This is a genomic window from Parashewanella tropica (assembly GCF_004358445.1).
Lineage (GTDB): Bacteria > Pseudomonadota > Gammaproteobacteria > Enterobacterales > Shewanellaceae > Parashewanella > Parashewanella tropica.
The window spans coordinates 3,047,042-3,071,846 of record NZ_CP037951.1 but is presented as its reverse complement, the minus strand read 5'-3'; the positions used below and the strand labels follow the sequence as shown (position 1 = coordinate 3,071,846).

The 24,805-nt window shown below is 41.8% G+C and carries 24 protein-coding genes; 23 read left to right on the top strand and 1 reads right to left on the bottom strand.

The annotated features are described in order from the left end of the window. Positions 1-4 precede the first annotated feature (4 nt). From fliM to E2H97_RS13440, 16 genes are all read left to right on the top strand, one after another. Positions 5-1,033: a flagellar motor switch protein FliM gene (gene fliM / locus E2H97_RS13515; protein WP_133407621.1), complete on the top strand. Its 1,029-nt coding sequence runs from the start codon at positions 5-7 to the stop codon at positions 1,031-1,033. 17 nt (positions 1,034-1,050) lie between these two features. Next, positions 1,051-1,422: a flagellar motor switch protein FliN gene (gene fliN, locus E2H97_RS13510; RefSeq protein ID WP_133407620.1), complete on the top strand. Its 372-nt coding sequence runs from the start codon at positions 1,051-1,053 to the stop codon at positions 1,420-1,422. A 45-nt stretch (positions 1,423-1,467) separates the two neighbouring features. Continuing rightward, positions 1,468-1,851, top strand: coding sequence for a flagellar biosynthetic protein FliO (gene fliO, locus E2H97_RS13505; RefSeq protein ID WP_133407619.1), 384 nt, complete (start codon positions 1,468-1,470; stop codon positions 1,849-1,851). Continuing rightward, complete coding sequence (fliP, locus tag E2H97_RS13500) at positions 1,838-2,584, top strand: flagellar type III secretion system pore protein FliP (protein WP_133407618.1); 747 nt, start codon at positions 1,838-1,840, stop codon at positions 2,582-2,584. Before fliO ends, fliP begins: the two co-directional genes overlap by 14 nt. Positions 2,585-2,602: 18 nt before the next feature. Next, on the top strand, positions 2,603-2,872 hold the full coding sequence (gene fliQ / locus E2H97_RS13495; protein WP_133407617.1) for a flagellar biosynthesis protein FliQ: 270 nt from the start codon (positions 2,603-2,605) through the stop codon (positions 2,870-2,872). Positions 2,873-2,879: 7 nt separating this feature from the next. Further along, on the top strand, positions 2,880-3,686 hold the full coding sequence (gene fliR / locus E2H97_RS13490) for a flagellar biosynthetic protein FliR (protein ID WP_133407616.1): 807 nt from the start codon (positions 2,880-2,882) through the stop codon (positions 3,684-3,686). Continuing rightward, complete coding sequence (gene flhB / locus E2H97_RS13485; RefSeq protein ID WP_133407615.1) at positions 3,686-4,816, top strand: flagellar biosynthesis protein FlhB; 1,131 nt, start codon at positions 3,686-3,688, stop codon at positions 4,814-4,816. Before fliR ends, flhB begins: the two co-directional genes overlap by 1 nt. A gap of 108 nt (positions 4,817-4,924) precedes the next feature. Continuing rightward, the gene (locus E2H97_RS13480; RefSeq protein WP_133407614.1) at positions 4,925-5,419 is read left to right on the top strand and encodes a DUF2878 domain-containing protein; all 495 of its coding nucleotides are present in this window, start codon (positions 4,925-4,927) and stop codon (positions 5,417-5,419) included. Further along, positions 5,412-5,945: a chalcone isomerase family protein gene (locus tag E2H97_RS13475; RefSeq protein WP_133407613.1), complete on the top strand. Its 534-nt coding sequence runs from the start codon at positions 5,412-5,414 to the stop codon at positions 5,943-5,945. The genes E2H97_RS13480 and E2H97_RS13475 overlap by 8 nt, the downstream gene beginning before the upstream one ends. A 187-nt stretch (positions 5,946-6,132) precedes the next feature. Beyond that, the gene (locus E2H97_RS13470; RefSeq protein ID WP_133407612.1) at positions 6,133-6,753 is read left to right on the top strand and encodes a sigma-70 family RNA polymerase sigma factor; all 621 of its coding nucleotides are present in this window, start codon (positions 6,133-6,135) and stop codon (positions 6,751-6,753) included. After that, positions 6,750-7,400 (top strand): ChrR family anti-sigma-E factor, encoded by a 651-nt coding sequence (locus E2H97_RS13465; protein WP_133407611.1) that lies wholly within the window; start codon positions 6,750-6,752, stop codon positions 7,398-7,400. Before E2H97_RS13470 ends, E2H97_RS13465 begins: the two co-directional genes overlap by 4 nt. 243 nt (positions 7,401-7,643) lie before the next feature. After that, positions 7,644-8,108, top strand: coding sequence for a nuclear transport factor 2 family protein (locus E2H97_RS13460; protein ID WP_133407610.1), 465 nt, complete (start codon positions 7,644-7,646; stop codon positions 8,106-8,108). Beyond that, complete coding sequence (locus E2H97_RS13455; RefSeq protein ID WP_133407609.1) at positions 8,093-8,815, top strand: SDR family NAD(P)-dependent oxidoreductase; 723 nt, start codon at positions 8,093-8,095, stop codon at positions 8,813-8,815. Before E2H97_RS13460 ends, E2H97_RS13455 begins: the two co-directional genes overlap by 16 nt. Positions 8,816-8,867: 52 nt before the next feature. Continuing rightward, positions 8,868-9,083, top strand: a complete 216-nt coding sequence (locus tag E2H97_RS13450; protein WP_133407608.1) for a class I SAM-dependent methyltransferase — start codon at positions 8,868-8,870, stop codon at positions 9,081-9,083. An 82-nt stretch (positions 9,084-9,165) separates the two neighbouring features. Beyond that, entirely contained in the window at positions 9,166-9,687 is a 522-nt protein-coding gene (locus E2H97_RS13445; protein ID WP_133407607.1) for a hypothetical protein, read from the top strand. A 415-nt stretch (positions 9,688-10,102) separates the two neighbouring features. Then, positions 10,103-13,939: a LamG-like jellyroll fold domain-containing protein gene (locus E2H97_RS13440; protein ID WP_133407606.1), complete on the top strand. Its 3,837-nt coding sequence runs from the start codon at positions 10,103-10,105 to the stop codon at positions 13,937-13,939. Positions 13,940-14,026: 87 nt separating this feature from the next. Here E2H97_RS13440 and E2H97_RS13435 read toward each other — a convergent pair whose 3' ends face one another. Continuing rightward, positions 14,027-15,640, bottom strand: coding sequence for a methyl-accepting chemotaxis protein (locus tag E2H97_RS13435; protein WP_133407605.1), 1,614 nt, complete (start codon positions 15,638-15,640; stop codon positions 14,027-14,029). Between the two features lie 419 nt (positions 15,641-16,059). On the opposite strand from E2H97_RS13435, the gene flhA reads away from it, so the two are divergent. The 7 genes from flhA (at position 16,060) to E2H97_RS13400 (ending at position 24,799) form a co-directional block, all read left to right on the top strand. Then, a complete protein-coding gene (flhA, locus tag E2H97_RS13430; RefSeq protein ID WP_133407604.1) occupies positions 16,060-18,153 on the top strand; it encodes a flagellar biosynthesis protein FlhA in 2,094 nt (697 codons plus the stop codon). Between the two features lie 11 nt (positions 18,154-18,164). Continuing rightward, entirely contained in the window at positions 18,165-19,568 is a 1,404-nt protein-coding gene (gene flhF, locus E2H97_RS13425; protein ID WP_133407603.1) for a flagellar biosynthesis GTPase FlhF, read from the top strand. 66 nt (positions 19,569-19,634) lie between these two features. Continuing rightward, a complete protein-coding gene (locus E2H97_RS13420; RefSeq protein ID WP_133407602.1) occupies positions 19,635-20,516 on the top strand; it encodes a MinD/ParA family protein in 882 nt (293 codons plus the stop codon). Beyond that, on the top strand, positions 20,509-21,228 hold the full coding sequence (locus E2H97_RS13415) for an RNA polymerase sigma factor FliA (RefSeq protein ID WP_133407601.1): 720 nt from the start codon (positions 20,509-20,511) through the stop codon (positions 21,226-21,228). The genes E2H97_RS13420 and E2H97_RS13415 overlap by 8 nt, the downstream gene beginning before the upstream one ends. A gap of 221 nt (positions 21,229-21,449) precedes the next feature. Beyond that, positions 21,450-21,833 (top strand): chemotaxis response regulator CheY, encoded by a 384-nt coding sequence (gene cheY / locus E2H97_RS13410; protein WP_121837002.1) that lies wholly within the window; start codon positions 21,450-21,452, stop codon positions 21,831-21,833. 18 nt (positions 21,834-21,851) lie between these two features. Further along, entirely contained in the window at positions 21,852-22,589 is a 738-nt protein-coding gene (locus E2H97_RS13405; RefSeq protein ID WP_133407600.1) for a protein phosphatase CheZ, read from the top strand. 59 nt (positions 22,590-22,648) lie between these two features. Further along, positions 22,649-24,799 (top strand): chemotaxis protein CheA, encoded by a 2,151-nt coding sequence (locus tag E2H97_RS13400; RefSeq protein ID WP_133407599.1) that lies wholly within the window; start codon positions 22,649-22,651, stop codon positions 24,797-24,799. Positions 24,800-24,805 lie beyond the last annotated feature (6 nt).

Genomic DNA, 24,805 nt, shown 5'->3' with positions numbered 1-24,805 from the left:
AACAGTGAGTGATTTACTAAGCCAAGACGAAATTGATGCGCTACTTCACGGAGTCGATGAGGTAGAAGAAGAGTTAGTCGATCAAAACAATGACGACGCGCAAACGTATGACTTTTCATCTCAAGATCGCATCGTTCGTGGCCGTATGCCAACGCTTGAAATTGTAAATGAACGCTTTGCTCGTCATCTTAGGATCAGCATGTTCAACATGATGCGTCGAACGGCAGAGGTATCCATCAATGGCGTGCAGATGTTGAAATTTGGCGAGTACGTTCATAGTTTGTTTGTGCCGACCAGCCTTAACATGATCAGGCTTAGCCCACTAAAAGGCACCGCTCTGATCACTATGGAAGCGCGGTTAGTCTTTATTTTGGTGGACAATTTCTTTGGCGGCGATGGTCGTTTTCATGCCAAAATCGAAGGTCGAGAATTTACCCCTACTGAACGTCGTATTATCCAACTGCTGTTAAAAATCATCTTTGAAGATTACAAAGATGCTTGGGCACCAGTAATGGATGTGGAGTTTGAGTATTTAGATTCTGAAGTTAACCCTGCGATGGCGAATATTGTGAGCCCAACCGAAGTCGTTGTGATCAGCTCTTTCCATATCGAAGTCGATGGTGGTGGTGGTGATTTTCATATTGCTATGCCGTATTCCATGATCGAGCCGATCCGAGAATTATTGGATGCCGGTGTACAAAGTGACAAGCAAGATACCGATATGCGTTGGTCACAGGCTCTACGTGAAGAAATCATGGACGTGGACGTTGGTTTTAATGCCAGCCTAGGCGAGCAATCTATGTCACTTCGGGATGTAATGTCGATGCAAGCGGGCGATATTATTCCGTTTGAATTACCTGAACATGTGATGATGAAGGTTGAAGACTTGCCAACATACCGTTGTAAGCTCGGACGCTCAAGAGAAAACCTAGCGCTAAAAGTCACTGAAAAAATTCCTCGTCCTGAAACCGTTAAATCAGAATTACAATTGGTCAAATTGCGCAATAAATCCCGTGATACGACTGAGGCATAAATTTTAAAGGTTAACCAATGAATACAGAAGAAGATTGGGCTGCGGCGATGGCCGAGCAAGCCATTGAAGAAGCTAAAACTGCAAGTTTAGATGAAGTGTTTGATGAGCCTGGCAGCCTTGGTGCTGATAAAGATAATCTCGATGCGATTTTAGATATTCCTGTCACCATTTCGATGGAAGTGGGTCGCAGTTTTATCAGCATTCGTAATTTGCTGCAATTGAACCAAGGATCTGTGGTTGAGTTAGATCGAGTGGCAGGTGAACCATTGGATGTTATGGTGAATGGGACCTTGATTGCTCATGGTGAAGTGGTAGTTGTTAATGACAAATTCGGTATTCGACTAACCGATGTGATCAGCCAAACTGAACGAATTAAGAAACTCAAGTAAGTTTTTGATAAGCTAGCTTAACATTCACTGAATCAAGGACAACTGATGAATAGTTTGCTTGCTACAACAGTCGCAACAACCAGCAGTTCCAACACGGTAGATGCCCCTAGTGCATTAGGCAGTTTTGCCAGCATGATAGGCGGTTTAGTCGTGGTGGTGATGATTATTTTAGTGCTGGCTTACTTGGTCAAACGCTTTAATTTAACCCCTGCATCCAACGGTGTAATGAAAACCCTTGCTGTTACACCGTTAGGGCAGAAAGAGAAGTTGGTCTTGATGGAGATGGATGGCAAGCAGTATTTGTTAGGTGTTACACAACATCAGATAACTTTGCTCGATAAAATAAACGATCCCATTGAAGTAAAAGCAGAGTCTTTTGCCGAGAAGTTGCGTCAGGCAAAGGGCAGGAAAGAAGATGCGTCTAATTAAGTTGTTTGTTTTTGCATTAGCCATGTTAGCGCCAATGGCTTTTGCAAACGATGGGATTTTACCCGCTGTAACTGTTACCACTGGCGCTGATGGTTCCACTCAATATTCGGTCACCATGCAAATATTATTGCTAATGACCGCAATGAGCTTTTTACCTGCTATGGTGATCATGCTCACTTCGTTCACCCGCATTATCGTGGTGCTGTCGATTTTAAGGCAGGCGATTGGTTTGCAGCAGACACCGTCAAATCAAGTCTTGATTGGCATCAGTTTGTTTTTAACTTTCTTTATCATGAGCCCCATTTTCAATAAGGTTTATGATCAAGGGGTTAAACCTTACATGGACGATAAAGTCACTATCGAACAAGCCTATGAAGCGGGCAAAAAGCCATTAATGGCCTTTATGCTGTCACAAACCCGAGTCACTGATTTACAAACTTTTATTGATATTTCGGGTTATAAGAATATTCAAAAGCCTGAAGATGCGCCAATCAGTGTGCTTATTCCAGCCTTCATCACCAGTGAGCTAAAAACCGCCTTTCAAATCGGCTTTATGCTATTTGTGCCTTTCTTAGTTTTAGATTTGGTGGTTGCCAGTATTTTGATGGCTATGGGTATGATGATGCTGTCACCGATGATTGTCTCTCTGCCATTTAAAATTATGCTGTTTGTACTGGTCGATGGATGGAGCTTGGTCATGGGCACTCTAGCTAACAGCTTTGGTGTCACGTAAAGGGAAGTAGGGGGAAATATGTCTCCAGAAGCGTTAGTTGATATCTTTCGTGATGCGTTATCCATCATCATCATCATTGTCTCGGTTATTATTCTACCCGGACTCGGTATTGGTCTATTAGTTGCGGTTTTCCAAGCGGCAACATCCATCAACGAACAAACATTAAGCTTTTTACCTCGCTTACTTATGACCTTATTAGCTTTAATGTTGCTTGGTCATTGGTTGGTGCAAACCATGATGGAATTCTTTATGGAAATGGTGAATCGTATTCCACAAGTGATTGGGTAGACCATCAGTGGAATTTTTAATGAGCACCATAGAAAAGACCATTGCGGGTTATCTATGGCCATTGTTTCGTATTTCCAGCATGTTCATGGTGATGGCGATTTTTGGTGCCAGTACGACACCTGCACGCGTTCGACTCATGCTGGCATTGGCTGTCACTTTTGCTGTCGCGCCTATGTTGCCCGAAATGCCATTAACGCCACTGTTTTCATTTCAAGGTATGTTCATCACTGCGCAGCAAGTTTTGATTGGTATCGCTATGGGGTTTGTTAGTGTGATGATGCTACAAACTTTCGTTCTCACAGGTCAAATCATCGGTATGCAGACCAGCTTAGGTTTTGCATCTATGGTGGATCCAGGTTCTGGTCAACAAGTCCCCGCTGTTGGTAACTTCTTTCTGATTTTATCGACCTTACTGTTTTTGCAGCTTGATGGTCACTTATTGATGATCAAGATGCTGATCGCCAGCTTTGAAACTCTGCCTGTTTCAACTCAAGGCATTCAAATAGGCAATTACAAAGCCATTGCTGACTGGGGCGCTTATATGTTTGGTGCGGCCTTAACCATGTCAATTTCGGCGATTTTAGCTTTGCTGCTTATCAACTTATCGTTCGGTGTGATGACGCGTGCTGCACCGCAATTGAATATTTTCTCTATTGGTTTCCCAATCACCATGCTGAGTGGTTTATTGGTGTTGTGGTTAACCTTAAATCCTATCATGGCGCATTTTTCAGAAGTCTGGAATTCTGCCCAAGTGCTAATGTGTGACATTCTGCAATTACAGTGTCAGGTGTCCGCTGGTAAAGGAGGGCACTGATGGCAGAAGACAGTGGCCAAGAACGGACCGAGGAACCCACCAGTAGGCGCTTGCAACAGGCGCGAGAAAAAGGACAAGTTGCACGCTCAAAAGAATTGGGCACATCAGCGGTATTATTAGCTGCCGCAGTGGCATTAGCCATGGTTGGGCCTAATTTGGCTCAGGCATTAGCCAGCATTATGGCGAACCTATTCACTATAGAAAGAGCCAATATTTACGATACAGACGCCATGTTGCGTGTGTGGGGGATGGTTGGAAAAGAGCTAATGTTTCCAGTTTTAGGTATTGTCGCTTTATTAGCTGTAGTTGCATTTATTGGGAATATTGCGTTAGGTGGATTGTCGTTTTCCACTAAAGCCATTATGCCAAAAGGCAGTAAACTTAACCCAATGAAAGGCTTTAAGCGGATGTTTGGTACTCAAGCTTTGGTTGAATTAACTAAAGGTATTGCTAAATTTTCGGTTGTTGCGATTTCTGCTTTTATGCTACTTAGATTCTTCTTTGATGACATTATGCAGCTGTCGGCTTCACATTTGCCTACCAATGTTTTTGAAGGGCTCAGTCTATTGACGTGGATGTTTATCATCTTGTGTTCTTCTACCTTAATCATTGTTGTGATTGATGTACCGTTCCAGATTTGGAATCACAATAAACAGCTAAAAATGACCAAGCAAGAAGTTAAGGATGAGTATAAGGACACTGAAGGTAAGCCTGAAGTTAAAGGTCGGATTAGACAACAACAGCGCGAAATTGCTCAGCGAAGAATGATGGGGGAAGTGCCCAATGCAGATGTGATTGTGGTAAACCCTGAGCATTATGCGGTGGCATTAAAATACGATGCAGATAAAGCGGTCGCGCCTTATGTGATTGCCAAGGGCGTCGATACAGTCGCCTTCAAAATCCGAGAAATTGCTCGTGAGCATGATGTGGCAATTGTATCAGCACCACCTTTGGCTCGTGCTGTGTATCACACCACTAAAATCGACCAGCAAATTCCAGATGGGTTGTTTACCGCAGTCGCTCAAGTACTGGCTTATGTATTCCAATTAAAACAATACCAAAAAGGTCGAGGTCGTAGGCCAACGCCAATCCCTACAGAGCAGCCGATACCTGATGAACTCAAATATTAAAAACCAAATGCTCTGACTTTATCTAGATAAACTTCCTAGCCTCTGTCTAAACTGAGAAGTAGTGATCGATAATTTTGACTATCGCGTAAAGGATGTACGGAGGCGCTTATGTTTTTCAATTGGATTCTGTTTAACTTAATGTGGCTTGGATGTGTCTTCTACGGCAATATCTTTGCCCCTTTTGTACTGACTTGGGCTGTGGTTTATGTGTGCGTTAACCGTGCACCAATAAAGCAACTCCTCTTTATTGCTTCTGTTACTTTTTTCGGCGCGTTTGTGGATACCATGCTCATGCATGCTGGATTTATACAGTTTCCTAATCAAGGTCAAATCATCCCCTTTTGGCTAGCTATGATGTGGTTAAGTTTTGCATTAACCATCAACGGTTGCCTGTCTCTACTCAAACATACTCCCGCTTTACAATGGTTGTTCGGACTCATTTTTGCGCCTTTAGCTTATTGGGCTGGAATAAACCTTAGTGATGCCAGCTTTGGTCATCCTATGTGGTTAACGATGATAGTGATTGGCATTCTGTGGTCGCTGATGATGTTGTTGTTTTTTGGAGTTAACCAACGATTAAATAAGGCGGAATCCTTTGCGTAATTTTATTATTTGCATTTTATTTTGCACTAGCCTCTTTACTGTTCAAGTTGCACAAGCGTGTAGTATTCGATTTCCTGATATGGAGTCTGACACTAATCAGTTGAAGAAACTTGGTGGCGCATCATTTTCATTTCTATTTTGGGATTTATACAAAAGCACCTTGTACACCAGTAATGCAAACAAGCCCAGAGACGCCAATGAAGTACTGTTTAAAATTCAATATAAGCGCGATATTGATAAGAAGGATTTAGTTGAGCAAACTCAAGTACAATGGGAGCATTTAAAGCTCCCCCCGAAGGAGTATCAATCATATTTACCTGAGTTAGAGAATATCTGGCCGAATGTAAAAAAAGGAGATACTTTAGCATTATTGGTCAGTAATAAAGGCAGCTCTTTTTATCTAAATCAGGCCTGTATCGGTACCATAGCCGACCCTCATTTTGGTAAACGCTTCTTGGATATTTGGCTGTCTCCAAATACTTCTGAACCCAAGCAGCGCAAACGCTTGTTAGGAGCAAGACGATGAAATTCAAATGTTCATGCTGTTTGTTAAATTGCTGTCAATGTTGAGGCTGGGAGCTTATCACAGACATTACCATTTTCTTTGATAAACAAATCAATGAAAAATTTGATCTAAACTCGAGCAAATGACGTAACTCTATTATTCACTGAAATTGGATCAGTCGCTGGTGGTGACTCATTTAGGTTGAATTATGGCAACGGCAACACAGATATTTGCAAACAGTCATGAGTATGCTAAAGCTATACCTATGACATCAAAATTACCCGTACAAGACTTAGAACAATTGCTTCTTAGTGTCGCGCTTAAACGCGATAAAAGTGCATTCTCCCAATTGTTTAAGTTTTTTGCCCCCAAAATAAAGCAGCACGCTCTTAGTAAGCTCGGTTGCCCTGATGCTGCGAATGATGTCGTGCAAGAAGCTATGACCAATGTTTGGCGGAAAGCCCATTTATTCAACCCAAATAAAGGTGCAGTGAATACTTGGATCTTCACCATAATGAGAAACGTCACCTTTGATGCGTTACGTAAAGTTCAAAGTAACCGAGAAGACGTTGTCAGTGACGATATATGGCCACTCGTAGAAGCAAAAACCGAAAAGCAACTAGACGATGATGATCACCTTTCTACGCGATTATTAATGGATTACATTCATCAGCTATCACCTGAGCAGCAAGCGGTAATAAAAGGCGTGTATTTCAGCGGTATCTCTCAAGAGCAATTAGCGATACACCTTGATCTACCTCTTGGCACGGTTAAATCGAGGTTAAGGTTGGCTATGGTGAAGCTTAAATCGTTAGGAGCGAATCTATGATTAACTATCATCCCGATCCTCAATTACTCGCTGCGTTTGCAAGTGGTGAATTAATGACATCTTTTAGCTGTGCTGTGGCAACGCATCTGGAAAAATGTCCTACCTGCCGTTATAGAGCTGATCATTTAACCAACCAGCAAGCTGACGATGTATTTCATCAGGAAGTTGGTGATGAGGATAATAGTGAGTTCGATAATATACTGAGTGCGATATTGGATGATGATGTCATTGATATGCCTCTGTTGCCATCTCTACAACCGTTTCAAATAGGAGGTGAGAATTTCATTTTGCCGAGAGCTTTATCAAACTTAAGTTTTGGTAAAGCCAGTTCGATTGGAAAAATTTCAAGATCTAGAGCCAAGCTTGATGAAGGCACAGTAAGAACCAGTTTGTTACATATTCAAGCTGGTGGAAATGTTCCTCAACACAGTCATAAAGGTTATGAAGTTACACTGGTGTTGTCTGGTGCATTTGAGGATGAAGCTGATCGATATGCAGAAGGAGACTTTATCTTCCTTGAAGGCGAACATAAGCATCAACCAATATCGAGAGATGGCTGTTTATGTATGACGATTGTTAGTGATTCTCTGCACTTCACTCAAGGCATAAACAAGTTACTGAACCCAATAGGTGCTTATATTTATTAAATCCGAATTCACACTGAATTATTAGGTGCAATTCGGAGTCAAGATGGGAGTGATAGTGTGATAAGTCAACCGTCCGTGACAGGATGTCACGGTCGTTAGCACATGGACGTGCGCTTCTGTTGACGTTCATATTATCACTACCTAGCTATGTAAAAATCACTGATTTACTCGTTAAGTTGTCGCGTATTGAGCTGTTGCTAACCCTTCTAACTGTTTGAGTTTTGGGGATCACAAGGAGCTAAAATGTCTGAACAACTGATAAAACTTACAGATCCTACATGGTTTAAGAATGTTGTTGAGCTGTATCAGACACTAACTAAGCAAGATCTTCACAAAATTTATGATGTTTACCATGAAAACGTCGTATTTCGAGATCCGATTCATCGTGTGGTGGGCGTGGAAGACTTACATGAGTATTTTCAGGCTATGTATAAAAACACCACTTCATGTCATTTCGATATCTACGAAACTTTCTACGATAAATGCAATGCCGCTTTGTATTGGAAGATGACCTTTACCAACCCCAAAATTAAGCGTGGAAAACCTATCTTAGTAGAAGGGCATTCTTTGATTCGTGGTCAAGGAGACAAAGTCATTTATCACCGTGACTATTACGATGTTGGCGAAATGGTTTATGAACATGCTCCTGTACTTGGGTTCATGGTTCGTAAACTTAAGGGGTACATAGGGAAATGCAAAAAGTCTTAATTACGGGAGCCTCTTCAGGTATTGGTGAGGCTTTGTATCATCAATATCTTAAATACGACTATCATGTTATTGCTTGCGGTCGTAATGCTCAAAAGTTGAATGATTTAACACAAGGTCATTTAAATTCTAAGACTCTCTGTTTTGATGTAACCGACCATCAACAAGTTATAGAGTCGACAAAAGACTTAGAGCAATTAGATATCTTGATTCTAAACGCTGGCGATTGTAAGTACATTGATGATGCCAAACACTTCGATGCCCACAGTTTTAAACACAATATCGAAACCAACCTGATTTCTGTTGGCTATCTACTAGAGAGCTTATTACCCAAATTAAAAAACGGTGGGCAACTGGTATTGGTCAGCTCAAGTGTCACGATATTGCCTTTTCCTAGGGCAGAGGGTTATGGAACATCTAAAGCTGGCATGGACTATTTAGCGAAAAGCCTAATGCTTGACTTAAGGCATTACAACATTGACGTGAGCCTTGTTCACCCAGGTTTTGTTAAAACACCACTTACAGATAAAAATGACTTTCCCATGCCATTTCTTATAACTGCTACGCAAGCCGCTGAAGCCATTTTTAACGGCGTATCTAAGCGTGAGCGTTACATACATTTCCCTAAGCGATTAACTTTATTATTAAGAATACTTTCACTGCTTCCTATTTCTTGGTGGAGTAAAATGATTTCAAGGACGGCCAAATGAAAGAAAACCTGTCAGTAATAGTTGCGAACGTTATGAATCGTATAAGAGCAGTGTGGACTTTATCCTGAAGTACATTTTTTCCAGTGGCTTTTTACCGTGTATTTCAGAAATGACTACACTTACACAGAGAAAAACACTTTTAGTCGTTAAAGGCATAGAAGATATTGGGCTTCATTATGTAAGAACTTTAGCTCACTGGAGAGAGCGATTTTTGCAGCAATGGTATCAACTGAAACATCATGGGTACGATGACAAATTCAGGCGATGATGGCTTTACTATTTCGGCTATTGTGAAGTTTTTTTAGAACGTTCAATCAGTTCAGTACAGATGGTATTAAGGAGATAGTGAAATGAAAAAGGGAATTATCTTTTTACTTTCTTTGTGGTTAGTTGCTTGTAGTAGCACTTATCCGAATCAAAAAATCATGCAAGAATTCTTGCCGAATATGAAGGGGGAAACGCTAGAGAAGCGCAGTGTGATTATTCCCAATGACTTCAAAAGCCCACAAACAATATTGTTGATTGGTTATGTTCGTAACAGCCAGTTTGATATTGATCGTTGGTTACAAGCATTAAAAGGTACCAATGTTAATACTCCGACATATGAATTGGCTGCTGCAACTGGAGTCATGTCGAGTGTGTTTCAGGATTATATTAATAACGGCATGAGAAATGGCATACCTAAAGAACAGTGGAAAGGCGTAGTTACCTTATACGACGATGCCCATGTATTACAAAGGTTCACTGGAAACCATAAGCCCAATAATGCTCGTGTTATGTTAATCGATGATAAAGGCAAGGTGCTTTATTTTTATGATCGCGGGTTTTCAGTGGATGCTTTGGAATCATTGAAGAAAAAAATATCCAAGTAGAAACTCATGTTATAGGGCCTGTTGATCTTTCAGGCTTAAATTTTGTGCTGTTTGAGCACTTTTCTGTTCAAGGCGTGAGCAGTGAAACTTAGTCATCTAAGTAAACTGATCACAACACCGAACAGGATGTGCTCAAAAGCATCGAAGACAGCATAAATTGGTCACTTCTGCAGCGTTATCGTTTGTTTATGTAGAATAACTACACCTCACAAACTCTGCCTTGTATAAGATAACCAATTTCTCGCTGCAAAAATAAGCACGAAAGGTCAACAGGCCCTAAAAAGGAGCCAGTTGGCTCCTTTTTTATTTGTATGATAATTAGAAATGTTAATTTTCTGAGCGTTATTGCATTGAACTCAACTCTTGATTCAGGTCTACTCGTTTAACCCTTTTTATTCAGCCTCTGTTTTCTATTATGCGCAATACATTGACATTTCTACTCGCAATCTCAATTCTAGGCTGCGGCTCGGGCTCTGAATCAGATAAACCTTCAACTAATGACCCTATTAAAGAAACGGCTCCAGTCGATCCTAATCTTGATACCGATAAGGATGGCGTTCCAGACGTTGAAGAAAAGAAAAATGGAACTAACCCTGCTAAGTCAAACCTTGTTGAATACAAAGCAAAAGTGGTAGAAAGCTTTTCTGAATTCGAGTCTGACAATATTACCGATAACATGTCATTCACGACGAAAGAGTTGGCGTTGCTTTCCTCTAAAAGGCAGTTTCTTACCTCTTTGAAGGTCACAGATGTACCAAATCCTGCGACTAAAATCGACATTGATGGTGGCGTTGGAATTTGGGGCAATACGACCTTAGATTTAACCTTCGAAGTTCAGCATCGCTGTCCAACATACAAACTGTCTTATATTTTTACTCGCTCTACATCTCGCAACTCATTAAGAATGTTTCAAATAAGTCGTTTGGAAAATTCTGACGAGAAAATCATTCATGCTCAACAAGATGTCTCAGGTGTCAAAGAGAAAACCGAATGGTCGCAGCTTGTTACTGCAATAAATGATAACAATGAGAAAATCAGAGTCTTTGGAAAGCGAAGTGAACTATGGCAATTCAGTGTAGAAGAAAGCTGTCTGTTGTTTGATAGTGACTTAGATGGTCTTGTGGATGATGTTGAAGTACAACTTGGAACGAATAAAAAATCTGCTGATAGCGATGGTGACGGCTTAACAGATTTCGAAGAAGTGAACGCCAAATTAAACCCTTTGGATGTTCAAGATGCCAGTAAAGATAATGACGGTGATGGTTTTACAAACCTTGAAGAAGTTAAGCACGGGTTTAACCCGTTTGTTGCTGGTGACATCAATAAAGCTGATACTGATAACGATGGACTTTCAAATGGCAAAGAAAGACAACTGGGTTTAGATCCATTTAAACATAATGATGCTAATAGCGATGTTGATAATGACGGTCTTCCCGATCTTGTTGAGGTGAGATACCACCTAAACCCTATTGATGGTTCCGATGGTGCCAATGCCGATCAAGATAATGATGGGGTAACCAATGGCAAAGAAATAGAGCAGGGCACGAATCCCAATGATCACAAGTTACGCCTAAGAGATAAATTTACTTTACCGCTGTTGGTGCTTGATACCTCAGGTGACGGAAAAGTGAATGCTCAAGATGAAATGTTAGCCGTGTCTTTAGAGCGGTATTCGTTACGGAAAAACACCACAGGAATATGGACGTTTAACGACAATAATCCTACTGAAACCAAATATCAGCAACTGGATATTATGCCCGAAGTGAGATCATTTAGAGGGCGAATCGACAAGTACCCAGATAGTGCGGTATTTGCCACTATTTGGCCAGATTGTACGATTTCTTACGACGTATTTGTTGGATACAGTACTAAACCAGAGTTTGAGTTATCAGCAGATGCGGAATATTTCGCAGCGTTTAATAAGTCATTTGAAAATGATGGCATTTGTGAGTTGTCGGGTGTATCCGATGCAAAATATCAGTTAGGTAAACAAGCCAATTATCAGCGTGTTGATTACGGCGCTGATTCTAATAATGAGAACCTGATTTACTGGCCACAACAAGGTGATGACTTTCACTTGTTTGAGCGTCCGCAAAGTCAGCAAATTTCTTTTCATTCTTTACATGCGCTATTTAATGGTCAAGGCAAAATCGAAAGAGCCATCGCCTTTGTTGACTATCAAGTCAATCTAGCCGATCAAATGACTTCACGGACCTTTTATGAACGATTATCTGTGTCGGATTTATTGATTGAAACGTCGGGTAAAGGGTTACCAGATGATGGTTCATCATCAGCAGAATGGGATGATAACTGGAATCGAAATCTATCCGAATTTTGGTATCCAAGACGCTCTGGTGCTCAATTCTGGTATGAAAATGTCTATTGGAATAAACCTCACGGCGCATCGGGACGTGCTTATGGTGAGAAAATGATGAACTCGGCTTCTCAAGGAAACCAAGGGACTTATCTTCATGAAATGGGGCATCATTATGGCTCTAAGCACGAGTCTTTTCCTGAGCGTTTGTATGGATTGAATGCGATGCGAAGCAGCCATGCTTCAACACAAAGTACCATCGTTCATCAACGAGAAGGCGCGGCAAGAAGAGTCAAGAGTCAGCGTGCAGGAGTCAGACAGCATTACGATTTAAGAGTGCCAGCCTCTGATTGGAACTTCCATCCTCTTGCTCAGCCAGATCACTTTTCTGTATATAGAGATGATGTCGCAGATATCAATGTACTCAACAATGACAGTGATGCAGGCAATCAAAAGCTAAAAGTATTAAGTGTTCATATTAACCCTAAGCTGTCAAGCAATGGCGCCATCGATTCAAAAATCAGTGTTAACCCAGATAACAGCATTCACTTTGAACCTCCTAAAGGCTTTATTGGACTTGTTGATGCTTACTATGTACTGGCCGATGAAACCAATTTGACCACCAGAGGCATTTTACACATCAACGTAGAGCATAACGGGATTTCCGATGTATTCACTTTTGATGAATCTTGTATTGATACCAAGGCTGATGTGCGCTCTGAGTTTACTTCTACAGGTAATGACGCCAATGTTTCGTTGTTTAATTGGGGATATAAAGGCAATCGCTATAAAGACGAACATGGAGAACCATATAAAGTCAGCTGTGAAGTATTTAATAATCAGATGGGGGCATCCCAAGCGGTTACAGATAAAAGCGTCACTTGGGCTGTAACTCAAGGCAAATTGTTTAGTAATGAGTTGAACAACGAAGCGGGTTCAGTACATCGTTATCACCCGCATGTTTTTGAAGTTAACAATAAGAATTTCTCGATTTCATTTTGGTATAAACCTGACAGCTCTCTTGATCTAAATGGTTACACCGAATTAGCTCGAAGAGGCAGACGCTTTGGTTCAGGTTGGGATGGCGATGGTTGGGTTGTATCAGCTGAGGGCAATAAACTTAACTTCCTAATACATGATAAATCTAAAACCACACTTAATCGTAAGCTGTCACTGGATATCCCCAATGTCGAAGCGCTGCTAAATGTCGATAACTGGGTTCACATTGGTATGACGTTGGATTGGGACACGAGAAAACTTATCGCTTATGTAAATGGCGAACAAAAAGGTGACGCTGACATTCCTACTGAATTTAGCTTAGTGTCTAGCAGTGGAACTGGGCATGCTTATGCTAGAGGCGCCTATGCTGTATTTGGTCAGTCGAAGACGCTCTACACTACTTTTAATCATGCTGGATTAGATGATTTAGTGATTGCACATAAGGCGCTATCTCAGCATGAAATGAGTCAGATCTTTAATAAAAAACTGCCTGCGTTTATGCCTAAGCCAACGAATGGAAAAAGCCTTGCGATAGAGCTACTGTCTTCTCTTTCATGGCTTAAGCACTCTAACTTTGATGAAGGCTTTACTCAGTATCGAGTTTATTTTTCTGACAACAATGCGTCAGTTTCAAACCGAGAAAGTACAAGTCGATTAGATGAGTCGTTAATTAATGGAAATAGTGCTGATATTTCATCCATCCAGCTAGATGCAACTAAAGCTTATTATTGGGCGGTAGATATTGTCTCTGATAATAATGAGGTAGTGAAAGGCGAAGTGTGGAGCTTTTGGCAAAAGCAACAGAGTGTTTATCGAACTTTGTCTCAACTACTTAGAATTAAAACGCCAGAGCAATTAAAAGATTATGATGATATTTATGAAGGTGATATTCAATTTTCGCCAAATTATGAGTTTTATAAGGAAAAGCGCGATCAGTAATGGGGAAATTGGGAGCGCTTTACAATAAACAATAATAGAAAAGGGAAGCAAAATGTTGCCTCCCTTGTTTGTGAAGTGAGTAGCAAGCTACATCTTCAATTTAAATTGCTTAGCGCTTTCTTCTAACTGACCCGCCATATCCAATAAATGCTCAGCAATAGCAGCAGTATTTTTTGCATCATCAGAAGTAGTATCAGTCGAGTTAGCAATTTCAATTACGTTATTGTTGATGGATTCCGCTACTCGGCTTTGCTCTGAAGCCGCAGTTTCCATTTGAGTATTTAATTCACAAATTTGATTTACTGCGTCAGAGATTTGCTTCAGTTCAACCGCGACACTTTGAATGGATTCAACCTGCTGTTGTGCTAACTCAGATGCCGTGTTCATTACTGCAACACAATCAGAAGTTTCTTCTTTTAAGCCTTCTATGGTACGGCGAATGTCTTCAGTAGATTCTTGGGTACGAGATGCGAGTGTTCTTACCTCATCGGCTACTACTGCAAATCCACGACCTTGTTCACCTGCACGAGCTGCTTCAATCGCTGCATTTAACGCGAGTAGGTTGGTCTGCTCAGCTATTCCTGAAATTACTGATAACACAGCTGCCACTTCATCGGTTCGTTGTTCAAGCTGCTGAATTCTCATGGCACCGTGTTGTACTTCTTGGCTCAAACCTTCAATGGCACTCACGGCATCATGGGTTTGACTTTCACCATTAATGGCAAGTTCATTGGTTTGTTGAGAGTGAGAGGCTGTACTTTCTGCATTACATCTTACTTGCTCAGCAGAGGCTGCCATTTCCGTCATGGCCGTGGCCATTTGGTCTGTGTTGTATTTCTGTGCCTGAACTTCTTTTTTGGTAGTGTTAGCCATAGAGTTAATATCAATCGCGGATTGGGTTACTTGCTTGGCATTAGATACTACTGAGCATAAGGTATCGTTAATTTGTTTAACCATTTGGTTGAAAGCTGATGAAACGGAGCCAATTTCATCGTCACGATTATCGTTAAGCTGTAATGTTAAATCTGACGTTTCGGAAATAGTACTCATTAGGTGACGAAGCTTTCGTAAGCGAGCAATAACAACACGGTTTAAAATAAAGGCCGTAAAGATGAAGGCGGCAAAAAATAAAGCAAACTGAACGGTACCCGTAGTCCAAAGGCTCTTGGTCAAAGCTTTATCTTCAGCGGCTAAAGAGTAGTCGATTCTCAATGCACCTAATTGGGTGTTTTCAGGAACTTGGTGACATCCAAGGCAGTTGACACCTTGATAGTTTGATTGCGCTAAGATAGGTTCAATACGGGTCAGTATACGTCCGTTGGCTGTTTCACGAATTTCATTAATAATTTGACCACTGATGCCGCGTTGATCCAACGTGTCTTGTACTTGTTCACTCGCTAATCCAGCGCCAAAGACTTTACTTAATGCAGGAGAGCGAATAATACGGATGTCGTTGATTTCATCTTCTGCAATTAAGCGCTCACGGATCATCTCCCGATTGCTAATACTACCCGTCAACATCATGGCGTTGAGAGAGTCAAAATAGGATTTTGTGACACTGTGAGTGTGGCGTTGAGCAAACTCTTCTAGGTTTTCCCTTTGGGTACTGGCATTAAACCAAAAGGTAAACACTAAAACAGACAAAAATATAAACGCTAAGCAGAGCAAGACTAAAGATCGAATCGACAGGGTACTCTTCATATTACTGCTACAGAAAAACAAACCGTAATTTGCTATCGGCACGCTTTAGAGTTTCTTAACTAATTTTGTGAACTATGACCCTAAAAAAATCAGTTGAACGCGCACTAAATTAATATCTGTTTGAGTTAGCAATAATTTCATCGTTTCACCATTCGTCGAATAGATAAACGCTCTACGCCCACAAGCTTGCTAAAATGTCTGCTAGCGGCGTTGTAACTTTTGCAAGTAGAGTAACTACTTGCTGCAAGCTACGCCTTGCCATCAATCATTTTTTCTACGCTTGAGAACGTAGCCAACTGATATTTTAGGTTAACTCATTTGTTTGGATATTAAACGATTAATGTCAGTGCCAACATGTTGGCTTGTTCCTTGCTTTTTAATCAACATTCTTGAAAAAGTGTCAAACATTGGTTTTTTGAATGAATGCCGTATTAGGTCGTTTTAAACAGTTAAATGCCGCAAATATAAAAGGGATTGGTACTCCATTGCTCGTGCTCGCCGCGATGGCAATGATTATTCTACCAATGCCTGCATTGCTATTAGATACCTTGTTTTCTTTCAACATCGCACTGGCTTTAGTGGTTATGCTGGTGGCCATTTATTCAAATAGACCTCTGGATTTTGCAGCCTTTCCAGCTGTGCTTCTGGTGGCGACCTTATTACGTCTTGCGCTGAACGTTGCTTCTACTCGTGTGGTATTACTCGAAGGTCACAATGGTGGCGATGCCGCAGGTAAAGTCATTGAAGCCTTCGGTAACGTAGTAATTGGTGGTAACTACGCCGTAGGTTTGGTGGTCTTTATAATTCTGATCATCATCAACTTTGTGGTTGTAACCAAAGGTGCTGGACGTATTGCAGAGGTAAGTGCTCGCTTTACCTTGGATGCAATGCCAGGTAAGCAGATGGCGATTGATGCGGACTTAAACGCTGGCATTATCGACCAAGACCAAGCGCGTATTCGTCGTAGCGAAGTAACCCGAGAGGCCGACTTTTATGGGGCGATGGATGGTGCGTCAAAATTCGTAAAAGGTGATGCCATTGCAGGCATTATGATCCTTATCATCAATATCCTTGGTGGCTTTGTTATCGGTATGGTGCAGCATGGTTTGGACTTATCCAGTGCTGTAGAAATCTATACTCTGCTTACCATTGGTGACGGTCTAGTGGCACAAATTCCGGGGCTGTTACTTTCTATTGCTGCTGCATTAATGGTGACGCGTCAAAATGAATCGGGTGACATGGGCACCATGATGATGAGTCAGATGTTTGACAATCATAAATCCCTAGCCATCGCAGCCAGCTTATTGACGGTAATGGGCTTAGTTCCGGGTATGCCACATCTCGCATTCTTAAGCTTTGGTTTGTTTACGGGGGGGGCGGCTTATTTTGTTTATCGTCGTAACCAACAACGTTTACAACAAGCTGAAGAACTGGCAGATGCTGAAGCTTTAGAGCCCAAAGAAGCCGAAACAAAAGAGCTTGGTTGGGACGATGTTCGCCATGTGGACGTGATTGGTCTTGAAGTCGGATACAGACTGATCCCTCTTGTTGATAAAAGCCAAGACGGTGAACTGTTAACCAGGATCAAAGGCGTTCGTAAAAAGCTTTCTCAAGAGTTTGGTTTCTTAGTTCCTGCAGTGCATATTAGAGACAACTTGGATTTATCACCGAATAGCTATCAAATCTCTTTAATGGGTGTTGTGGTTGGTGAGTCTGAAATTCAACATGATTGTGAGCTGGCTATTAATCCTGGGCAAGTATATGGCCAACTTGATGGAACCATGACCAAAGATCCTGCCTTTGGTTTAGAAGCGGTTTGGATCAATCCGCAACAGCGAGAACATGCTCAAACATTAGGTTATACGGTAGTAGATGCTGCCACTGTTGTTGCGACTCATATCAGCCAGTTATTAACCAATAACGCCGCCAAGCTTCTTGGTTATGAAGAAGTACAGCAGTTGCTGGATATTCTGAAGAAGAACTCTCCTAAATTGGTGGATGGCTTTATTCCAGAAGTATTGTCGCTTGGTGTGGTGGTTAAAGTGATGCAGAACTTACTGGAAGAAGGCGTGTCGATTCGAGATCAAAGAACCATAGTTCAGACCTTGATAGAGTACGCGCCTAAGAGTCAGGACACCGAAGTATTGACCGCTGCGGTACGTATCGCATTGAAACGAATGATAGTTCAAGAGATTGCTGGACCAGAACCTGAAGTCCCTGTCATAACATTGGCTCCAGAGTTGGAACAGATGTTGCATCAGTCTATGCAGGCAACAGGTGGTGATGGGCCAAACATCGAACCGGGCCTTGCAGAACGCATGCAGCAGTCACTTACAGACGCGGCACAGCAGCAAGAGTTAATCGGTCAGCCCGCCATATTGTTGACGTCAGGAATGTTACGCTCGACCTTATCGAGATTTGTTAAGCACACCATTCCGAGCTTGAGAGTCATTTCCTATCAGGAAGTGCCGGATGAGAAACAAATCCGAATTGTGTCAGCAGTCGGTCAATAGAGGAAGTAACCGTGAAGATTAAACGATTTTTTGCTAAAGATATGCGCAGTGTACTAGCCCAAGTTAAAGATGCATTAGGGGCGGATGCTGTAATAATGTCGAACAAAAAAGTGGATAATGGAATCGAAGTGGTTGCGGCTGTGGACTATGACGAGCCTAAGCCTAAAATCCCTCAACCTGCAGAAACTGTGACTAAAGCAAAATCACAATCAGGATTCAGAAGTTTGTCGGGTGACAAAGTTTCACTTGGCCAAAAGCGTAAGCCTTCAGCATCGGCGTCTCAACAAGCATCGTCGCCAGCGGATTCACTGCAAGCATTGCTTGAGCGCCAACACTCTAAACTGCAACAACATAAGCAACAAAAACAAGAAGAAATGGAGTTGCCTGCTTGGGCAAGAGGTATGGAAGAGGCTAAGCAGCAACAACCTCAAGCTGCGACCTTCACTCCAAGCCCAGAAAAAAACAAAGCAGCTCCAACTACCAATAATGAAATGCAGCAGATGCGTGATGAGCTTGCATCGTTACGTAACTTATTGACTCATCAAGTTTCAAGCTTGCTAAATGAGCAAAAACAACGTGTTGACCCAGTTGGCTCTATGCTAGAAAGCAAGTTAATCGAAGCTGAATTTTCTATGCCGCTTGCCAAGCAACTTGCTGAATTGGCTTCTCACTACTCGCCAGCGGAGTTGGTGAGCGCATTACCAAGAAGCTTAGCTAATTTACTCGACAACCAAGGTGACGATATTGTTAATCGTGGTGGGGTTGTTGCACTAGTAGGACCAACAGGTGTTGGTAAAACAACCAGTCTAGCTAAAATTGCAGCTCGATTTGCTGCTAAACATGGCAGTGATCAAGTAGCCTTGGTTACAATGGATCATTATCGCATTGGAGCCTATGAGCAGCTGGCAACTTATGGCAAAATTATGGGGTGTCCAGTAAAGCTTGCTCATGACCTAAATGAGTTAGAACAAATACTGTATCAATTTAGAAATCGTAAACTAGTATTGATAGATACAGCCGGTATGGGGCAAAGAGATTTGCGTCTATATCAACAATTGGACAACTTAGCTGAAAATAAACGCATACCAATTCGAAATTATCTGGTATTGTCTGCAACATCTCAACGTCGAGTGTTGCAAGAAGCTGTAGAACATTTTCAGCGTGTACCATTGGCGGGTGCGATATTAACCAAATTAGATGAGTCTGTTTCATTAGCTGCGGCATTAAGTGTGGTGATTGAAAACCAACTTTCCTTAGGATATGTAACAGACGGACAACGGGTTCCTGAAGACATGCATGTGGCAGATTCTTACAAATTAGCCGAACAAGCATTGTCAGTATTAGATGAATCAAAACCCGATTTCGTACATAATACGAATTCTGATTGGGAAGTTCGCAATAACGAACTTTACTAAGATTAACGACAGATTTTATAGCAGGTAAAGCGAAGCCAAGTTCGCTTTAACAGTTTGAGTAAAGCTATGACCCAAGATCAAGCAAGCGGTTTACGTATGATGAATCAACCAAATAACGAAAAAGTGAAAGTTATTGCTGTAAGTGGTGGTAAAGGTGGTGTTGGTAAAACCAGCGTTTCCATTAATACAGCAGTCGCCCTTGCAGAAAAAGGCAAGCGTGTATTAATACTGGACGCCGATTTGGGTTTGGCCAACGTAGATGTCATGTTAGGTATCCGCGCTGAAAAGAATCTTTCTCATGTACTTACTGGTGAAAGTGAATTAGATGACGTCATCGTTCGTGGCCCTAAGGGAATAGGTATTATCCCTGCGACATCAGGCTCACAAAATATGGTTGAGCTTACTCCTGCTCAACACGTTGGATTGATTCGAGCGTTCAGTGAAATGAGAACGCAATTTGACGTATTAATTGTTGATACCGCTGCCGGTATCTCAGACATGGTATTGAGTTTTGCCAGAGCTTCTCAAGATGTACTCATCGTAGTATGTGACGAACCAACGTCCATTACCGATGCTTATGCACTTATCAAAATCCTCAGTCGTGAACATGGCGTATTCCGCTTCAAAATTGTAGCTAATATGGTTCGTAGCCTGAGAGAAGGTATGGAATTGTTTGCCAAACTCAGTAAAGTGACCGATCGTTTCTTAGATGTCGCTTTGGAGCTTGTAGCTACAGTGCCTTATGACGACAATGTTCGTAAATCAGTGCGGAAACAAAAGTTGGTTGTTGAAGCTTTCCCTAAATCGCCATCAACCATTGCTTATCACAGTCTAGCCAATAAGATCATTAGCTGGCCTATACCTGATCAGCCGGGTGGGCACTTAGAGTTCTTCATTGAACGCTTAGTTAAAAGGCCAGATCATAAAGAGGAAAATGTGAGTGAATAAGGCCGCTGCGTATACTAGTTTTGACGATAGAACACATGTAGTCGAACAGTATGCTCCGCTGGTGAAAAAAATCGCTCACCACCTACTTGCGCGACTTCCAGCATCTGTTCAACTCGATGACCTATTACAAGCAGGATTAATGGGGCTTTTAGAGGCCTCAGGGAAATTCGATAGCAGTAAAGGTGCAAAATTTGAAACGTTTGCAGGTATTCGAATTCGTGGTGCGATGCTTGATGAAATCCGTCGAGGAGACTGGGTGCCAAGATCCGTTCACCGAAATCAACGCATGGTTGACAAGGTAATTGAAAAACTTGAGCAAGAATTAGGAAGAGAAGCTTCAGATATTGAAATTGCGGCCGAATTAAACTTACCGATTGAAGAATATCATCACATTCTCAATGATGTGGCGACAGGAAAAATCGTTGGCTTTGAAGATCTAGGCGTATCGCATGATGTGATCCGAGAAGATCAAGCGCCAGAAGATCATGCTTTTGACACTTTGTCAGAGCACAATTTCCAGAAGGCCTTAGTTCAAGGGATTAAACAATTACCAGAGCGAGATGCCTTGGTGTTATCGCTTTACTATGATGAAGCCCTTAACTTAAAAGAAATCGGACTTATTCTTGAAGTCAGTGAGTCAAGAGTAAGCCAGATTTTGAGCCAAGCTATGCTCAGACTTAAAGGTAAGCTGAGAGATTGGACAGAACAATAATTTAAGCCAGCTTTTGGCTGACTGTTTAATTAAAAAATATAGAAAGCTATAAATTTTTAGTGACAAAGTGTCACTTTTATTTGATGGGAAATCCTTGTTAGATGCGCTACGGCCAGTTTGGATATCCAAGCGTTATCAGGCTGTTAACTCTGTCTATATAAGTTTCCGTTCGCTTTTTTTACGATAAAGATAAAAGATTACAAAAGCCCTTGGAGGAAACCTTGGACAAGAATATGAAAATCCTTATTGTTGATGACTTTTCAACGATGAGACGTATCATTAAAAACTTGTTGCGGGATTTGGGATTTAATAATACCCAAGAAGCCGATGACGGAACCACCGCACTGCCTATGCTACAAAAAGGTGACTTTGATTTTGTGGTTACCGATTGGAATATGCCTGGCATGCAAGGTATTGACTTGCTCAAGGCTATTCGAGCCGACGAAAAACTCAAATCTATCCCTGTACTTATGGTTACAGCTGAAGCTAAGCGAGAGCAAATCATTGCTGCAGCTCAAGCTGGCGTAAACGGTTATGTTGTGAAGCCATTCACAGCCGCCACCCTCAAAGAGAAGCTCGATAAAGTTTTTGAAAGACTGGGCTAAGCTAAGCAAGGATGTTGTATGCTAGAACAAACTTCAGGGCTGATCACTCTTGAAAAAGCTCAACTGCTTGTTGAGCTTCTAACGGCTGGTGAACAGCAGCAGGCTGATGAAATCGTAAAAGAGCTAGCTGTGCCTATTCAAAACGAGCTTTATGATGAAATTGGCAAGTTAACTCGTGAACTTCACAGTGCTTTAATCGACTTTCAGGTAGACAGTCGCCTAACTGAATTGACGAACAATGAAATTCCCGATGCTAAAGAGCGCTTGAACTACGTTATTGATATGACAGAACAAGCGGCCAATAAAACCATGGATGCGGTTGAAGAATCACTTCCTTTGGCTGATGCCTTAATCACAAACATCAACAATGTCCAACCCGCTTGGGATAAGCTCATGCGTCGAGATATTGACCTTGAAACCTTCAAAAAGCTCTGTTTTGACATTCAAGAAATGATGCAAAGAAGTGCTCACGACTCTACCCGATTACGTGATTTACTTAACCAAATTCTCATGGCTCAAGACTTCCAAGACATAACCGGTCAAATGATCAGACGAGTGATTGAGCTTGTTCACGAAGTTGAAAGCAGCTTGGTATCAATGCTGACTCTCTTTGGCGAACATACGTCAACTCATCCGGAAGAGAAAAATAAAAATAAAATTGAAGCTGAAGGTCCAATTTTAAATGCCGATATAAGAGATGATGTGGTATCTGGACAAGATGAAGTTGATGATTTGTTATCGAGTCTAGGTTTTTAAAGTTAAGCGTAGACTTGAAGCGATAAAGGCAGGCGTGTAGGGCTGTAAGGAGTATAGGGATGGACTTTTCGGTTGATGAAGAGATCCTTCAGGATTTTTTAATTGAAGCTGGCGAAATTCTTGAGCTACTGCAAGAGCAGTTAGTTGATCTTGAAAATAACCCAGAAGATACCGAACTATTGAATGCAATATTTCGTGGCTTCCATACTGTAAAAGGTGGTGCAGGGTTTTTAGGCTTGTCCCCTATGGTTGATGTGTGCCACGAATCTGAAAATACCTTTGATTTACTCAGAACAGGTAAGCGCTCTGTAACGGCTGAGTTAATGGATGTCATTTTACAGGCGGTTGATGCTATTAACGTCATGTTCAGCCAAACGCAAAATGGCGAAGAGCAGCAAGAAGCCTCTCCAGAACTATTGTCACTGTTGAAGCTATTAAGTTCAGGTGAGCCTTTACCAAGTGAGTCAGGCAGTGCACCAGCATCACCAGAAACCGTGGCTGAAATACCTGAGCCAGAACCCGAACTCGTTCCTGAGCCTGAAATTACCCAACCTTCTGATAATGAAGGTATTGATGATATCACTGAGACTGAATTTGAAGCGTTATTAGATGCACTTCATGGGCAAGGTAAAGCACCCACTGCATCCGTAGAAGTTGAGGCGACAGAATCACAAGCTGGTGATGATATTTCAGAAGACGAATTCGAAGCTTTATTAGATGAACTTCATGGAAAAGGTAGCTTTAACTCTAGTGTTGCTGAAGCTATCGAGCCGGTTACTCCTGAAGCGGTGACAGAACAAAGCTCAGATGAAATCACTGAAGATGAATTTGAAGCTTTACTTGATGAGTTACATGGCAAGGGAAGCAGCCCGACGGCAATTCAAACATCGGCATCTAAGAGTTCTGACATTCAAGAAAGCGATGAACCTGTTAAAGCAGCTCCTACTCCTGAAGGAAAAGTTGAAAAACCAAAAGCGGTAGCCAAAAAGCCCGCTGCGAAGAAAGAAGCCCTGCCAGCACGCGCTGCGGCCACAAAAGGCGAAACAACTGTTCGAGTTGATACTTCTCGCTTAGATCAAATTATGAACATGGTCGGTGAACTGGTATTGGTACGTAATCGACTTATCAGTCTAGGCGGAAACCGTGAAGATGAGGCGATGTCAAAGGCGCTGGCAAACCTCGATTTAGTGACAGCCGATCTTCAAGGTGCAGTCATGAAAACCCGCATGCAACCGATTAAAAAGGTGTTTGGACGTTTTCCGCGAGTCGTTAGAGATTTAGCCCGTTCATTAGATAAAGACATTAATCTCGTCATGGTTGGTGAAGAAACTGATCTTGATAAGAATTTGGTTGAAGCGTTAGCTGATCCTTTAGTTCACTTAGTTCGAAACTCTGTGGATCATGGTATTGAAATGCCAGATGAGCGTGAAGCGAACAACAAACCAAGAACAGGAACCATTACCCTGTCTGCAAGCCAAGAGGGCGATCATATTCTTCTGAAAATTGAAGATGATGGTGCAGGGATGGATCCTGAAAAACTCAAAAAAATTGCAATCAGTCGTGGTGTACTCGACGAAGATGCCGCGGCAAGAATGTCTGATGAAGATGCCCATAACTTGATTTTTGCACCGGGCTTTTCGACAAAATCTGAAATTTCTGATATCTCAGGTCGTGGTGTTGGCATGGATGTGGTGAAAACCCGTATTGCTCAGCTCAATGGCACAGTACATATTCATTCACAACGAGGTCTAGGTACGACATTAGAAATTAAAGTGCCACTAACGTTAGCCATCATGCCAACCTTAATGGTCGAAGTCGCAAAGCAAACCTTTGCATTACCACTTTCTAATGTGAGTGAAATCTTCCACCTAGATTTAACCAAAACCAATGTGGTTGATGGTCAACTGACGGTGATTGTCCGTGAAAAAGCCATTCCACTTTTTTATTTAGAAAATTGGTTACACAGCAATAATCATTTCCATCACGGGGAAAAAGGGTATGGTCATGTTGTGATTGTCCATATTGGCACTATGATGGTTGGTTTTGTTGTTGATGCACTCATTGGTCAAGAAGAAGTAGTGATAAAGCCTCTAGGGAAACTGCTACATGGTACTCCTGGGATGGCTGGAGCAACCATTACATCCGATGGTGGCATCGCGTTGATTCTCGATGTTCCAGGGCTACTAAAGTTTTACGCTACAAGAAAGTAAAAGAAA

Excerpts from the sequence above, each read along its gene's own strand:
- fliN (WP_133407620.1), top strand. The coding sequence starts at position 1,051 with ATGAATACAGAAGAAGATTGGGCTGCGGCGATGGCCGAGCAAGCCATT.
- fliO (WP_133407619.1), top strand. The coding sequence starts at position 1,468 with ATGAATAGTTTGCTTGCTACAACAGTCGCAACAACCAGCAGTTCCAAC.
- fliP (WP_133407618.1), top strand. The coding sequence starts at position 1,838 with ATGCGTCTAATTAAGTTGTTTGTTTTTGCATTAGCCATGTTAGCGCCA.
- fliQ (WP_133407617.1), top strand. The coding sequence starts at position 2,603 with ATGTCTCCAGAAGCGTTAGTTGATATCTTTCGTGATGCGTTATCCATC.
- flhB (WP_133407615.1), top strand. The coding sequence starts at position 3,686 with ATGGCAGAAGACAGTGGCCAAGAACGGACCGAGGAACCCACCAGTAGG.
- E2H97_RS13480 (WP_133407614.1), top strand. The coding sequence starts at position 4,925 with ATGTTTTTCAATTGGATTCTGTTTAACTTAATGTGGCTTGGATGTGTC.
- E2H97_RS13470 (WP_133407612.1), top strand. The coding sequence starts at position 6,133 with ATGGCAACGGCAACACAGATATTTGCAAACAGTCATGAGTATGCTAAA.
- E2H97_RS13465 (WP_133407611.1), top strand. The coding sequence starts at position 6,750 with ATGATTAACTATCATCCCGATCCTCAATTACTCGCTGCGTTTGCAAGT.
- E2H97_RS13460 (WP_133407610.1), top strand. The coding sequence starts at position 7,644 with ATGTCTGAACAACTGATAAAACTTACAGATCCTACATGGTTTAAGAAT.
- E2H97_RS13455 (WP_133407609.1), top strand. The coding sequence starts at position 8,093 with ATGCAAAAAGTCTTAATTACGGGAGCCTCTTCAGGTATTGGTGAGGCT.
- E2H97_RS13445 (WP_133407607.1), top strand. The coding sequence starts at position 9,166 with ATGAAAAAGGGAATTATCTTTTTACTTTCTTTGTGGTTAGTTGCTTGT.
- E2H97_RS13440 (WP_133407606.1), top strand. The coding sequence starts at position 10,103 with ATGCGCAATACATTGACATTTCTACTCGCAATCTCAATTCTAGGCTGC.
- E2H97_RS13435 (WP_133407605.1), bottom strand. The coding sequence starts at position 15,640 with ATGAAGAGTACCCTGTCGATTCGATCTTTAGTCTTGCTCTGCTTAGCG.
- flhA (WP_133407604.1), top strand. The coding sequence starts at position 16,060 with ATGAATGCCGTATTAGGTCGTTTTAAACAGTTAAATGCCGCAAATATA.
- E2H97_RS13420 (WP_133407602.1), top strand. The coding sequence starts at position 19,635 with ATGACCCAAGATCAAGCAAGCGGTTTACGTATGATGAATCAACCAAAT.
- E2H97_RS13405 (WP_133407600.1), top strand. The coding sequence starts at position 21,852 with ATGCTAGAACAAACTTCAGGGCTGATCACTCTTGAAAAAGCTCAACTG.
- E2H97_RS13400 (WP_133407599.1), top strand. The coding sequence starts at position 22,649 with ATGGACTTTTCGGTTGATGAAGAGATCCTTCAGGATTTTTTAATTGAA.